The following is a 13,960-nucleotide window of genomic DNA, read 5'->3' as shown; positions in this document are numbered from 1 at the left end:
CAAGCGCTGGATTCCAAAGCTCAAAATGATATACATTCTTATTCTTTTAAAGAAGCCCTCAATTTTTGAGGGCTTTTTCAAATTATACCTTTATCAACAGTATCAATTATAGTTCCTTTATTTTTTTCTTAAAGCTTCAGCCAGCTTTCATCTTCAGGATTTTTGCGCCACTGTTTTAATTTTTCTAGTTCGCTAGCAGTCACTAAATTTTTCTCTAGCGCAACCTCTATTAATGTAGAATAATCGCTTAATGCAAATGCTTTAATACTTGCTTCCTCAAGCTGTTTAAAACCTCGTTCTAATTCGTATGTAAAGATGGCAACGGCACCTAATACTTCACATCCTGCTTCCCGCAACGCTTCTACTGCAGTAATGACACTGCCACCTGTCGAAATTAAGTCTTCAACAACAACAACCTTTTGACCTGGCTTAACAGCACCTTCAATTTGGTTGCCTTTGCCATGGCCCTTCGGTTTACTGCGCACATAACACATCGGCAAGTTTAAACGGTCACTTACCCAGGCAGCATGTGGGATCCCTGCTGTGGCAGTACCCGCAATCATTTCACATTGCATAAACTCTTTCACAATTATATTTTCAAGCCCCTTTGCAATCTCTCTCCGTAGTAAAGGATATGACAATGTTAAGCGATTATCACAATAAATAGGTGATTTTAGGCCCGAAGACCAAGTGAACGGGTCGCTTGGTTTTAGGTGGACAGCACCTATTTCTAATAAATGTGATGCAATTTGTCGTTTCATTTATTTTCCCTCCCATTGCTCGCAGACGATATGATAAGCTTCAAGCGGATTTAGTGCTTTTGTAATTGGTCGTCCAACAACAATGCCCCAGCTCCCACGCTTTCTTGCTTCCTCTGGTGTCGCAACACGTACTTGATCATCCTTATTATCATTCAGCATCCGAATCCCAGGTGTGACCGTTAAAAATCCAGACCCGCAAGCTGCTAAAATTTGCTCAACCTCCCATGTAGAACAAACAACACCGTCCAAACCGCTATCACTAGCAAGCTTCGCATAGTGACGAACCACTGTATCGAGCGGCTGATCTATAAGAAGTTCACTTTTCAGCATTTGTTCAGATGTGCTTGTTAATTGCGTAACAGCAATACACTTTGGACGTTTTTTTCCTGCAATAGTACCTTGATCAAGCCCTTCTAAAGCGGCCACCATCATTTGTTTGCCACCGGCAGCATGGACATTGACAATATCTACATCAAGGGATGCCAGATTCCGCATCGCGCTCTTTACTGTATTTGGGATGTCGTGTAGCTTTAAATCCAAAAAGATTTTGTGCCCATTCTTTTTTAAGTATGAGATTGCATGAAATCCTTCTTTATAAAACAGCTCCATTCCAACTTTTACAAACAGCGATTCGCCTTCGAATTGCTCAAGAAACGGCTTGATTTCGTGGCTACTTGGAAAATCAAGAGCAACAATTAAAGGTCTTGTTGTCACGCTCCCAACTCCTTCCTGTCAAATCGGAAATATGATCAACACCAAGCTCATCGAGTAAAGCTGGGAGTTTTTCAATAATTGTCGGACATACATACGGATCAACAAAGTTTGCTGTCCCAACCGCAACAGCACTTGCACCTGCCATAAAAAATTCGACGACATCTTCTGCAGATTGAATCCCACCCATGCCAATGATTGGGATCTTTACCTTCTGGCTTACTTGATAAATCATCCGAATCGCAACAGGTTTAATCGCGGGCCCAGATAAACCTCCTGTTCCGTTCGCTAAGATCGGTTTCCCACTCTTCAAATCAATCCGCATGCCAAGAAGCGTATTGATCATTGATAATCCATCAGCGCCGGCTTCTTCCACTGCGATTGCCATTTCAACAATGTCTGAAACATTTGGTGAAAGCTTTACATAAACAGGAACACCGGACACGGATTTTACTTGCTTTGTTAACTCGTAAGCAACTTCAGGAATCGTTCCGAACGCAATTCCGCCTGTTTTCACATTGGGACAAGAAATATTCAACTCAATCGCGTGTACATTAGGAGCTTTTGCAATTCGTTCTGCCACTTGTAAGTAGTCTTCAACCTGTGAGCCGGCAACATTTGCAATAATTGGTACATCAAATTGCTGAAGCCATGGTAGCTCACGCTCTAATACAGCATCTAATCCAGGATTTTGCAAACCAATTGCATTCAACATCCCGGCAGTTGTTTCAGCAACACGCGGTGTTGGATTTCCAAATCGAGGTTCAACCGTTGTTGCTTTAATAATAACTGCCCCCAGCTTTGATAAGTCGTAAAACTGGCTGTATTCACGGCCAAAACCAAAACAACCAGATGCTGGCATAATTGGGTTTTTTAATTTCAAGCCTGGCAGGGTTACATCTAAACGATTCATATAGATACCTCCCCAATTGGAAATACTGGCCCATCACTGCAAACCTTACGATAGCTAGCACCCGTAGGGTCATTCTGGAGATGACAGACACAAGCAAAGCATGCACCGATGCCACAGCCCATCCGTTCCTCCAATGAGATAAAACCTTTTTTGTCTTTGAAACGTTGATCCAACGCTTTTAACATCGGAGTCGGCCCACATGAATATAAAACGTCAAATTGTATGTTTTTAGCATCGATCACATCTGTTACAAATCCTTTAGTGCCATGTGACCCATCTACTGTTGCAATGTACGTATCACCAAGCGCATTAAATTTTTCTTCATAAAAGATCACATCTTTATCCTGAAAACCAAAAACATGAATTACTCGAACACCTTTAGCTACTAGTCGTTTTGATAGATTGTAGAGCGGCGGTACACCAATACCGCCACCTACTAACAACGCTGTTTTCCCTTCGCTTATTTCATCAATTGGAAAGCCACGACCTAACGGCCCGAGAACATCGACGTGATCCTTTGGCATTTTCTTTGATAAAAGGGTTGTTCCTTTGCCCTCAGCCCGATAGATCATCGTAAATTGATTATTTTCATGATTAATATCGCATATACTAATAGGGCGACGTAACAACGGGTCGTTACTTTCATCCACCTTAAGATGAACAAATTGTCCCGCTTGCTGCATGTCAGAAACTAGGTCCCCTTCTAAGACAAGCTCAAAAATATTTCTAGCGATTTCAACTTGCGAAACAACCTTCATCATTTGCTTTTTCATTGTGGTACAACCACCTTTTCCTTTTCAAACTTAGGCATTTCATTTGCTGTAAATGTCATAGCCTCTAAAACTCGTAAAATAGCTTTCGCAGTATCTAATGATGTTAAACAAGCAACGCCATTTTCGACAGACTCGCGGCGAATTCTGAAGCCGTCTCGTGCAGGCTGTTTCCCTTTCGTCAACGTATTTATTACATATTGTGCTTCACCATTACGAATAACGTCTAACAAATTATGATCCTCTGAACCTATTTTATTAACAACGGTAACAGGTATGTTTTCTTCCTGCAATCGTGTTGCTGTTCCTGCTGTTGCCAAAATCCGATAGCCAATTTGATGGAACCGGCGGGCTATATCGAGTGCTTCCTCTTTATCCTTATCAGCAATTGTCATTAATACAGAGCCATATGTTGGAATTGAAATTCCTGAAGCAACCAACCCTTTGTATAACGCCTTTTCAAGGGTAACATCCCGACCCATTACTTCCCCTGTCGATTTCATTTCTGGTCCGAGGTTGATATCGACACGTCGCAATTTAGCAAACGAGAATACAGGTGCTTTGACACTTACTTCTTTTTCTTCTGGATGATATCCTGTTTCATAACCTAGCTCAGGAAGTGTCGCGCCAAGGATTACCTTTGTCGCAACGTTCGCCATCGGTACACCTGTAATTTTACTTAAAAATGGCACCGTGCGGCTTGAACGTGGATTGACTTCAATCACATATACTTTATTTTCATATAGTACAAACTGTATGTTTAATAGACCAACAATTTGCAAGCCTCTTGCGATTTTAATCGTATTTTCAATAATTTGTTGTTTAATATCCTCAGATAACGTTTGCGGTGGATAAACAGCAATTGAATCACCTGAATGTACACCGGCACGTTCAATATGTTCCATGATCCCTGGAATATACACATTCTCTCCATCTGAGATCGCGTCAACCTCAATTTCTTTACCGATCATATATCGGTCAATTAAAACAGGATGCTGCGGATTGATTTTCACTGCATTTTCCATATAATGTAACAATTCGTCAAGATGATAAACGATTTCCATTGCCCTGCCGCCAAGAACATAGGAAGGGCGAACTAACACCGGATAACCGATTTCTTCAGCAATTTTAACAGCCTGTTCGACAGAGGTTGCTGTTTTCCCTTTCGGCTGTGGAATTCCTAAAGATGAAAGAGCTTGTTCAAATTTATCCCTGTCCTCGGCACGGTCCATATTTTCTAGAGTTGTCCCAAGTATTTTTACTCCTCTTGCTGAAAGCTCTTCTGCTAGATTTATAGCCGTTTGTCCACCAAATTGAATAACAACTCCAAGCGGTTTTTCTACTTCGATAACGTGCATGACATCTTCAATTGTTAACGGCTCAAAGTAAAGCTTATCTGATGTACTAAAATCGGTTGAAACTGTTTCAGGATTGTTATTTATAATAATTGCTTCATAACCAGCTTCTTTAATTGCCCAGACGGAATGGACAGTTGCATAGTCAAACTCAACACCTTGACCAATCCGAATTGGACCTGAACCGAGGACGATTACACTTTCTTTAGCAGTTACAATCGATTCATTTTCTTCTTCATATGTTCCATATAAATAAGGAGTTTCTGATTCAAATTCTGCTGCACATGTATCTACCATTTTATAAACCGGCATAATTCCATTCGCTTTTCGGAAATCATAGATATCTCTTTCCGACTTATTCCAGAAACGCGCGATTGCAATATCAGAGAAACCTTTTTCTTTTGCCTCTCGTAATAACTCTACATTCAAAGGTTCTAACTTGAACTTGCTTTCAAACTCGATGATTCCTTTGAATTTTTCTAAGAAGAAATGATCAATTTTACTCCATTCGTAGATTTGCTCGACAGTTACTCCACGACGAAACGCTTCACCAATCACAAATAAACGCTCATCGTCAGCGACTTCAATTCTTTTTTTCAGCGTTTGATCATCTAATTGTGACATTGATTCGATTTCAAGGTGGTAAACTTTCGATTCTAATGAGCGAACAGCCTTTAAAAGCGATTCTTCAAAGCTTCGACCAATCGCCATTACTTCCCCTGTTGCTTTCATTTGCGTCCCTAGCTTACGGTTTGCTGACTCAAATTTGTCGAATGGCCAACGTGGAATTTTCGTTACGATATAGTCTAGCGCAGGCTCAAAGCATGCATATGTTTTCCCTGTAACAGGATTTTTCATTTCATCAAGCGTTAAGCCAATCGCAATTTTCGCAGCAAGCTTGGCAATTGGATATCCTGTTGCTTTTGAAGCAAGCGCAGATGAACGGCTAACACGAGGATTTACCTCGATTATATAATAATTATAGCTATGTGGATCTAACGCTAATTGTACATTACAGCCACCTTCAATTTTAAGTGCACGAATAATTTTCAAAGAAGAATTTCGTAATAACTGATATTCACGATCACTTAACGTTTGACTCGGTGCAACAACAATTGAATCTCCTGTATGAATACCAACTGGGTCGATATTTTCCATGTTACAAACAACAATCGCATGGTCATTCGAATCGCGCATAACCTCATACTCGATTTCTTTATAGCCTGCGATACTCTTCTCAATTAAACATTGTGTAACAGGACTATATTTTAAACCGCTCGCAACAATTTCTTTTAACTCTTCTTCATTTGTACAAATTCCTCCACCAGTACCACCAAGCGTATAGGCAGGCCGTACGATTACAGGGAATCCGATCTGTTCAACAAAAGTAAAAGCCTCTTCGACAGTATGAATAATCGCACTTTCTGGAACTGGCTCTCCTAGTTCATTCATTAATGTTCGAAATTCATCACGATCCTCTGCCTGTTGAATCGCTGAAAGTCTTGTTCCTAATATTTCTACTCCACATTCAGCTAATATGCCAGAATTATGAAGTTCAACTGCCATATTTAGGCCTGTTTGCCCACCAAGAGTTGGTAAAAGTGCATCTGGCCGTTCTTTGCGAATAATTCTGCTAACAAATTCTAATGTTAATGGCTCAATATATACTTTATCTGCAATTTCTGTATCGGTCATAATAGTCGCTGGATTTGAATTGACGAGAATTACCTCATAGCCTTCTTCCTTTAACGCTTGACACGCTTGAGTACCTGCATAGTCAAATTCAGCTGCTTGTCCGATCACAATTGGACCTGAGCCAATTACTAATATTCGTTTTATATCTAAACGTTTTGGCATACGTCTTCCCCTTCTTTCTTGTATGTTTCAATTAGCTTCATAAAGTCATCAAATAAATGGTTTGAATCCTCAGGTCCAGGTGATGCTTCAGGATGATACTGAACTGTAAACGCTGGATAGTCTATATGTTTTAGGCCTTCAACAGTTCCATCATTCAATGCTATATGCGTCACCTGTAAACGAGTATTTTCGATCGATTCCATTTCAACAGTGTAGCCATGATTTTGTGAAGTAATATCAACCACACCCGTTTCTAGACTTTTTACAGGGTGATTAGAGCCTCGATGACCGAATTTCATTTTGCGAGTATTAGCACCACAAGCCAAAGCGAATAATTGATGCCCAAGACAAATTCCAAATAACGGTGCTTTTCCTAATACACCTTGAATCATATTTATCGCTACAGGAACACTTTTTGGATCTCCTGGTCCATTTGACAGCATAATGCCATCAGGATTAAGCCTTAAAATTTCTTCAGCTGTAGTATTATATGGAACGACAACAACATCACAGTTTCGCATGTTTAATTCACGTAAAATACCGTGCTTCATCCCAAAATCGACTAACACAACTCGGTATCCTCTACCTGGACTAGGATATGCTGTATTTGTTGAAACTCTTTCAACCTGATCTGTTGGTAATGGCTCATTTTTCAATCGTTCAATCATTGCCTGAACGTTCACGTCCATTCCACAAATGGCTCCTTTTAATGCACCATATTGGCGAATAATTCTTGTTAACTTGCGAGTATCAATTCCTTCTAGGCCTGGAATCTTCCTACTTTTTAACAATTCATCTAACGTTTCCTTACTACGCCAGTTTGATGGAGCGGCCGCTGCTTCTTTCACGATAAAGCCTTGAATGGCTGGAGAAATAGATTCAAAATCGTCACGATTAATTCCATAGTTTCCGATTAAAGGATATGTTAACGTTACTATTTGTCCACAATAGGAAGGATCTGATAAAACCTCTTGATAGCCTGTCATTCCTGTATTAAAAACGACTTCCCCAATCGTTTCTTCCATACTCCCAAAACCTTTGCCAACTAAAACAGTACCATCTTCTAAAATTAATTGTCGTTTCATTGTTGAATCATCTCCTTCTCCCAAACAATTTTTCCGGAAGCAATCGTTAGGACATTCCAGCCCTTACATTTCCAGCCATCAAACGGAGTATTTTTCCCTTTAGATAAAAACTTCGAACTATCAATCATTTCTTCTGCTTCTAAATCAATTACCGTTAAATCTGCAATACTGCCCACTTCAATTTTCCCATATGGCAAATTGAAGGCTTCACAAGGTTTGACCGTTAAAAATTCCAACAATTGTTTTAAAGTGAGCTTCTCTGCTTTGACAAAGTGAGTATACAAAAGCGGAAATGCTGTTTCTAAACCAACGATACCAAATGGTGCTTGCTCGATTCCCCAAGCTTTTTCTTCGGCTGTATGTGGGGCGTGGTCGGTAGCGATAAAATCAATTGTTCCATCTAATAAACCTTCAATTAATGCATCACGATCCGCTCTACTACGTAAAGGTGGATTCATTTTATAATTCGGATCTAAGCTCGGTATATCCTCATCACAAAGTAAAAGATGATGTGGTGTTACTTCAGCAGTGACGTTAATCCCTGCGCGCTTTGCATCGCGAACAACCCGAACAGATTCCTTTGTACTAATGTGACAAACATGGTAATGGCAGCCTGCAGCTTCAGCTAAAAGCACATCACGGGCTATATGTACGGATTCGCACACAGATGGAATACCATTCAAGCCATTTTTCTTAGAAAAAATCCCTTCATGTACGGCCCCTTTATTTATAAGAGTGTTTTCCTCACAATGAGCAACGATTGCCATATCCACTTCCGCTGCCTGCTTCATTGCAGCTAACATCATCCCTGCATTTTGTACACCGACACCATCGTCAGTAAAAGCAAATGCACCTTCAGCTTTTAATGCTTCAAAATCCGTCAATTCCTCTCCAAGTTCTCGAACTGTTATTGATGCATATGGTAAAACACGAACTTTTCCTGTTTCCTTAATACGATCTTTGAGCCACTGTAACTGTTCCTTTGAATCTGGAACTGGACGAGTATTTGGCATGGCTGCAATTGTAGTGAATCCGCCTCTAGCCGCTGCCATCGTACCAGTTTCAATTGTTTCTTTCTTTTCCGCACCTGGCTCACGTAAGTGAACATGTAAGTCGACAAAGCCTGGTGAAACTAATTTTCCGGCTACATCAATAATGACCTCACTAGTTTCATCGATCCGATCGGATATTTCTGTAATCATGTCATTCTCAATTTTAATATCTTTCTGTTCCAATTCCCCCGAACGATTAAATAACCTCGTATTTTTTAAGATGATTGACATTGTTCATTCCCCCTTTTTGCTCTTCCAGCGCCCATTTCAATGCTGCCATTCTTACGAATACACCATTTTCCATTTGCTTAAATATTCTTGATCGTTCACATTCTACTAACGGCGATGCAATTTCAACATCGCGATTCACTGGGGCTGGATGCATAATAATACTGTGAGCCTTCATTTTCTTCTCCCTATCAAGCGTTAAGCCATATGTTTGATGATACTCTTCTTTTGTATTTCCCATCTTCCCACCATGTCGTTCATGTTGTATTCTTAATAACATTACAACATCTGCTTCACGTACAGCTTGATCCATCGGCACAAATTCTCCTGTATTATCCTGCCATTCTTTTGGACCTGAAAAAATCACATTCGACCCTAATCTAGTCAACGCATCATAATCAGAATGAGCAACGCGACTATGGCGAATATCACCAACAATCGCAACTGTTAAACCTTTAAATGAGTGAAATTCCTGCTTTATCGTTAATAAATCCAATAGGCATTGTGTCGGATGCTCTCCAGAGCCTGCGCCAGCATTTATAATTGGGATATTAACTTTATCAACCAGTTCATGATAAAAATAATCCTCAGGATGACGAATAACTGCTGCGCTCGCACCAATCGATTCCAATGTCCGTACAGTATCGTATAATGTTTCTCCTTTTTGGACGCTAGAGCTTTCCGTACTGAAATTAAGCACCTCTAATCCTAGTTTTTTTTCTGCAACTTCAAAGCTAAATCTAGTTCTTGTACTAGGTTCAAAAAATAGATTTGTAACAAACTTTTGTTGCTGAGGTCGCCAAACTGTTCCAGAAATAAATTGTTCAGCATTGTACAATAATTCTTCAATTTCATTGACTGTTAAGCTTCCTATTGTCAATAAATGATTCATAGTATTACCCCCATCCCTGTACTTTTTTATTCCGAAAAGCCAACTACCATATTGTATTGAAAGGCACGATTTGTATAAAAAAACACCCTTTTTAACAAAAAGGGTGCAGGCTAAGGCGAGATTTAGTATCTCACCTGTTTTCAACACCCTTTGAAGCCTCTCTGTGCTTTATTAAAGTGTGTTATTTACATTTTTTTCTTCTATGCTAGAATCATGGTCTTTAGTTTTTTCTCTTCCAGGTAATATGAAGTTTAAAATAGCTCCGATAATAGCAGCTAAGGCCATACCAGAAATTTGAACTTGTTCACTTACTTGAATAAATGCACCACCGATACCAATGACAAGTATAACTGAAGCGATTATTAAATTTCTTTTTTCATTAAAATCAACTTTGTTATCAACTAACATTCTTAAGCCAGAAGAAGCAATAATACCGAACAATAGAATCGAGACTCCACCCATTACATTTGTAGGGATTGAACTAATAAGTGCACTAATTTTACCAACAAAACCAAACACAATTGCGAGAACTGCTGCCCCGCCAATTACAAACACACTAAATACTCTTGTAATTGCGAGAACACCTATATTTTCACCGTAAGTTGTATTTGGTGGCCCACCTATTAATGAAGCTAGTGTTAAAGCTGCCCCGTCACCCGCAATTGCTCGGTGCAAACCTGGTTTTCTAAGTAGGTCACGATTTATTACCTTACTTAATACCATTTGATGTCCAATGTTTTCTGATAATGTAACAATAACCACTGGCAGCATTGCGAGTGCTACACCCCATTTCAATTCAGGGGCATACGTAACGAAGGGGATTAATAATTCTGGTGCAGCAAACCATTCTGCAGCTTTTACACCTGAAAAATCAACAATTCCTACAATTAGTGCATATACATAACCGCCAATGATGCCAATTAAGACGGGAATAACTCCGAAAAACCCTTTAAAGAACATTGACGCAATGATCGTGAGAAATAGAGTAACTAATGCGACTGAAAAATGGAGTGAACTGTATGTTGCAGCATCATTTGGATCAATTCTCATTGCCATATTTACTGCTGTTCCTGCAAGACCCAAACCGATAACCATAATGACAGGCCCCACAACAATTGGTGGTAAAATATTTAACAACCAATTAACTCCGAAGCTTTTGATGAGCAATGCTACAATTCCGTAAATAAGACCTGCCATAAATCCAACGAGCATCGCTGTCCCCGGTCCACCGCTAGCTTTTGCTGCAATAATTGGTGCGATAAACGCAAACGATGACCCTAGGTAAGCTGGTATTTGACCTTTTGTAATAAATAGGTAGGCTAGTGTTGCTAAACCACTGGAAATTAAGGCTACTGCTGGACTTAACCCAACTAAGTAAGGCACTAAAATTGTAGCACCAAACATCGCGAATAGATGCTGAATACTAAGGGAAATCCACTGTGGAACTTTAGGTACGTCTCTTACGTCTAATACGATATCATTATTTGCCATTGTTTCTGCCTCCCTGATTACTCTATTTTTATTATTAATCATTTTCATGAATGCTTACTTGATCATCTGCATCAACTTCTGTTAACTCAACAACGATTACTTCAGAACTAGATGTCGGAATATTCTTCCCTACAAAATCAGCACGAATTGGCAATTCGCGGTGACCACGATCTACTAAAACTGCTAATTGTATTTGCGATGGACGACCAATGTCCATGATTGCATCCATTGCGGCACGTACAGTTCGACCAGTATATAATACATCATCTATCAAAATTACTTTTTGATCTGTTACATCTATTGGTATGCTTGTTCCCTTTATCATCGGTTCCTGATCAATTGTCTTTTTCGTTAGATCATCACGATATAGAGTAATGTCCACTTCACCAACCGGGACATGCCTTCCCTCAATTTGTTGGATTTTTTCAGCAAGTCGGTTCGCTAAATAAATACCTCTAGTCTTAATACCGATAAGAATACAGTTATCAATTCCCTTATTACGTTCGATAATCTCATGGGCTATTCGGGTTAAGGCTCTACGTATTGCTTGTTCATCAAGGACAATAGCTTTTTCCTTCATCCACTAGTTCACCTCACTTTGATGTTGTTTAACTCTTCTTCGATTTCGGCTGTGCTCACAGTTGTTCTGTTTCTGGTTGCATAAAAAAATCCCCCCACCGCATTGGTGAGAGGATCGTATTCTCGCGTGCACGTATAAGAGGGTACAATACACCTCTTATCATTATCCGACCTCCTTCTCAGCCTCACGGGACTGTATTTAAAGGATCAAATTATTCTACTAAGAAAATTATGACACTGTTAATTCATAATGTCAATTATGTTTTTCTTAGCTTATTTAAAATTTGTTCGAATTCTGATGGTAATGGAGCCTCAAACTGCAAATATTCATTGGTTCTAGGATGGTTAAAACCAATTATTCCTGCATGAAGCGCTTGCCCATTTAAATCTAATGATTTCTTAGGTCCATATTTAGGGTCCCCAACAAGCGGAAAACCAATATATTTCATATGAACCCTTATTTGGTGGGTTCTTCCCGTTTCAAGTCTGCATTCAATAAACGTATAATTATCAAATCTTTCTAATACAGTAAAATGTGTAACTGCTTCCTTACTATTTTCGTCCGTAACCGTCATGCTTTGCCTGTCTTGTTTATCACGTCCAATAGGAGCGTCTATGGTCCCTTTATCATGCGGTATATTACCATGTACAAGCGCTTTATATCTTCTGACAACTGTCTTTTTAACGAGTTGGTCAACTAATGATTCATGCGCTACATCATTTTTAGCTACCATTAATAAGCCGGATGTATCTTTATCAATACGGTGAACAATTCCAGGTCTTAATACCCCATTTATGCCAGATAAATCCTTACAATGTGCCATTAATCCATTTACCAAAGTCCCAGTTAAATGTCCTGGCGCAGGATGAACAACCATACCTTTAGGTTTATTAACAACTAACACATCTGAATCCTCATAATAAATATCAAGATCCATTTGTTCCGGCAAAACATCTAATGGTTCTGGTTCAGGAATCGAAATTGTAATCATATCGTTTAGCTTGCATTTGTAGTTTCCTTTTACAGTATTACCATTTACAGTGACTAAATTTTCTTTAATCCACCCTTGAACTTGGCTTCGTGACCATTCCTCATTAAGGATAGAAATAACTTTATCAATCCGTTCATTATCTTGTTCAATTGTAATCGTTAGTTGTATTTTGTCCATTAAGCTCTGACTCCTTCGCTTTCTTGCTGTCAATAAATGTATGGATAATAATTAATATCACGCCGACAACAAGTGCTGAATCCGCAACATTAAAAATTGGATAATTGTAAGTAAAAAAGAAAAAATCTAAATAAAAATCAAAAAAGTCTACCACTTCTTTTCTAATGAGTCGATCGATAAAATTACCGATTGCACCGCCAAGGATTAGACCTAATGCCCAGCCTAATAGTGGTTGCTTTTTCGCAATCTTCGATATGTAATAAATGACAGCTACAATAACAATGGCAGTAACAATATAGAAAAACCACATTTGACCCTGCAAAATACCCCAAGCTGCCCCCTTATTTCGATGGGATGTTAAATAAAAAAAATGATCAATAATTGAAATACTTTCACCGAGTTCCATATTTTTAACAATAAGCCACTTTGACCATTGATCAATGACAATAACAATTAAAGCAATAATATAATAAATCACCGATGTTCCTCCGATCCTACTGTCCAAAAAAATTGTCCCTGTAAAATTGTAGCACAGTCCATAGAGATTTAACAACAATAGACAAACGGAAAGACTATGTATGAAGTCCTTCCGTCAACAGTTTTATATATATATTACATGCTCATTATGCTCGGACATATATGGAATTTTGACCGATCATTTCTGATTCCTTGATTGTTCTAAGAGTAGGCAACACCTTTAATTTTTCGATGGGAATTTGTTGACCTGTTTCTTCACATAATCCATATAAATTTAATTCCATTTTTAATAATGCTCGATTCACGTCCTCTAATTCAGCTAAGATTTCCCGATCCACTAAATACTTTCTTTCCCGTTCATATAATGTGGCAACCGATTGAAAATTTCCAAATTCCATAAAATAGCTACGATCTAATCTATCCTCAAGCTCGTGCTTTGTTAATTCAAGCTCTGTTTTGATCTGATGATAATGATCGTTCATATGCTATGGTTACCTCCTTATTAATTGTAAAGCTTATTGTATACATAATGAGGGTACTTTAACCTAGCAACATTTACTATTGATTGCGAATTTTTGTTATATTTTTTAGTTAGATTATTTATCATTAAAAGGCTGACC

13 protein-coding genes are annotated in these 13,960 nt (G+C 38.9%); all 13 read right to left on the bottom strand.

The annotated features are described in order from the left end of the window. Nucleotides 1-128: 128 nt before the first annotated feature. Nucleotides 129-761 carry an orotate phosphoribosyltransferase gene (gene pyrE / locus D612_RS0101295; RefSeq protein ID WP_017753664.1) on the bottom strand — a complete coding sequence of 211 codons (633 nt, stop codon included), beginning with the start codon at nt 759-761 and terminating at the stop codon, nt 129-131. Continuing rightward, nucleotides 762-1,475 (bottom strand): orotidine-5'-phosphate decarboxylase, encoded by a 714-nt coding sequence (gene pyrF / locus D612_RS0101290; RefSeq protein WP_017753663.1) that lies wholly within the window; start codon nt 1,473-1,475, stop codon nt 762-764. Next, nucleotides 1,444-2,385 carry a dihydroorotate dehydrogenase gene (locus tag D612_RS0101285; protein ID WP_017753662.1) on the bottom strand — a complete coding sequence of 314 codons (942 nt, stop codon included), beginning with the start codon at nt 2,383-2,385 and terminating at the stop codon, nt 1,444-1,446. Before D612_RS0101285 ends, pyrF begins: the two co-directional genes overlap by 32 nt. Continuing rightward, entirely contained in the window at nt 2,382-3,158 is a 777-nt protein-coding gene (locus D612_RS0101280; protein WP_017753661.1) for a dihydroorotate dehydrogenase electron transfer subunit, read from the bottom strand. Before D612_RS0101280 ends, D612_RS0101285 begins: the two co-directional genes overlap by 4 nt. Continuing rightward, nucleotides 3,155-6,367: a carbamoyl-phosphate synthase large subunit gene (carB, locus tag D612_RS0101275; protein ID WP_017753660.1), complete on the bottom strand. Its 3,213-nt coding sequence runs from the start codon at nt 6,365-6,367 to the stop codon at nt 3,155-3,157. The genes D612_RS0101280 and carB overlap by 4 nt, the downstream gene beginning before the upstream one ends. Continuing rightward, on the bottom strand, nt 6,352-7,452 hold the full coding sequence (locus tag D612_RS0101270; RefSeq protein ID WP_017753659.1) for a carbamoyl phosphate synthase small subunit: 1,101 nt from the start codon (nt 7,450-7,452) through the stop codon (nt 6,352-6,354). The genes carB and D612_RS0101270 overlap by 16 nt, the downstream gene beginning before the upstream one ends. Then, nucleotides 7,449-8,735 (bottom strand): dihydroorotase, encoded by a 1,287-nt coding sequence (locus tag D612_RS0101265; protein WP_017753658.1) that lies wholly within the window; start codon nt 8,733-8,735, stop codon nt 7,449-7,451. The genes D612_RS0101270 and D612_RS0101265 overlap by 4 nt, the downstream gene beginning before the upstream one ends. Beyond that, the gene (locus D612_RS0101260) at nt 8,701-9,624 is read right to left on the bottom strand and encodes an aspartate carbamoyltransferase catalytic subunit (protein WP_017753657.1); all 924 of its coding nucleotides are present in this window, start codon (nt 9,622-9,624) and stop codon (nt 8,701-8,703) included. Before D612_RS0101260 ends, D612_RS0101265 begins: the two co-directional genes overlap by 35 nt. 171 nt (nt 9,625-9,795) lie before the next feature. Further along, nucleotides 9,796-11,115: a solute carrier family 23 protein gene (locus tag D612_RS0101255; RefSeq protein WP_017753656.1), complete on the bottom strand. Its 1,320-nt coding sequence runs from the start codon at nt 11,113-11,115 to the stop codon at nt 9,796-9,798. Nucleotides 11,116-11,149: 34 nt separating this feature from the next. Beyond that, nucleotides 11,150-11,695 carry a bifunctional pyr operon transcriptional regulator/uracil phosphoribosyltransferase PyrR gene (gene pyrR / locus D612_RS0101250; RefSeq protein ID WP_017753655.1) on the bottom strand — a complete coding sequence of 182 codons (546 nt, stop codon included), beginning with the start codon at nt 11,693-11,695 and terminating at the stop codon, nt 11,150-11,152. Between the two features lie 256 nt (nt 11,696-11,951). Further along, entirely contained in the window at nt 11,952-12,863 is a 912-nt protein-coding gene (locus D612_RS0101240; protein WP_017753653.1) for an RluA family pseudouridine synthase, read from the bottom strand. Beyond that, nucleotides 12,832-13,341 carry a signal peptidase II gene (gene lspA, locus D612_RS0101235; RefSeq protein WP_017753652.1) on the bottom strand — a complete coding sequence of 170 codons (510 nt, stop codon included), beginning with the start codon at nt 13,339-13,341 and terminating at the stop codon, nt 12,832-12,834. The genes D612_RS0101240 and lspA overlap by 32 nt, the downstream gene beginning before the upstream one ends. 145 nt (nt 13,342-13,486) lie before the next feature. Further along, the gene (locus tag D612_RS17655) at nt 13,487-13,822 is read right to left on the bottom strand and encodes a TraR/DksA C4-type zinc finger protein (protein ID WP_017753651.1); all 336 of its coding nucleotides are present in this window, start codon (nt 13,820-13,822) and stop codon (nt 13,487-13,489) included. Nucleotides 13,823-13,960: the final 138 nt, after the last annotated feature.

Origin of the sequence: Calidifontibacillus oryziterrae (assembly GCF_000331575.1) — a bacterium.
Classification (GTDB): Bacteria; Bacillota; Bacilli; order Bacillales; family Bacillaceae_J; genus Calidifontibacillus_A; species Calidifontibacillus_A oryziterrae.
The sequence above is the reverse complement of the archived record's forward strand: the minus strand, read 5'-3'. Positions and strand labels throughout refer to the sequence as shown.

What these genes read in the sequence shown, in the direction of transcription:
- pyrE (WP_017753664.1), bottom strand. Translation starts at nt 761, where the DNA reads ATGAAACGACAAATTGCATCACATTTATTAGAAATAGGTGCTGTCCAC.
- pyrR (WP_017753655.1), bottom strand. Translation starts at nt 11,695, where the DNA reads ATGAAGGAAAAAGCTATTGTCCTTGATGAACAAGCAATACGTAGAGCC.
- D612_RS0101260 (WP_017753657.1), bottom strand. Translation starts at nt 9,624, where the DNA reads ATGAATCATTTATTGACAATAGGAAGCTTAACAGTCAATGAAATTGAA.
- D612_RS0101255 (WP_017753656.1), bottom strand. Translation starts at nt 11,115, where the DNA reads ATGGCAAATAATGATATCGTATTAGACGTAAGAGACGTACCTAAAGTT.
- D612_RS0101265 (WP_017753658.1), bottom strand. Translation starts at nt 8,735, where the DNA reads ATGTCAATCATCTTAAAAAATACGAGGTTATTTAATCGTTCGGGGGAA.
- D612_RS17655 (WP_017753651.1), bottom strand. Translation starts at nt 13,822, where the DNA reads ATGAACGATCATTATCATCAGATCAAAACAGAGCTTGAATTAACAAAG.
- carB (WP_017753660.1), bottom strand. Translation starts at nt 6,367, where the DNA reads ATGCCAAAACGTTTAGATATAAAACGAATATTAGTAATTGGCTCAGGT.
- D612_RS0101280 (WP_017753661.1), bottom strand. Translation starts at nt 3,158, where the DNA reads ATGAAAAAGCAAATGATGAAGGTTGTTTCGCAAGTTGAAATCGCTAGA.
- D612_RS0101270 (WP_017753659.1), bottom strand. Translation starts at nt 7,452, where the DNA reads ATGAAACGACAATTAATTTTAGAAGATGGTACTGTTTTAGTTGGCAAA.
- D612_RS0101240 (WP_017753653.1), bottom strand. Translation starts at nt 12,863, where the DNA reads ATGGACAAAATACAACTAACGATTACAATTGAACAAGATAATGAACGG.
- D612_RS0101285 (WP_017753662.1), bottom strand. Translation starts at nt 2,385, where the DNA reads ATGAATCGTTTAGATGTAACCCTGCCAGGCTTGAAATTAAAAAACCCA.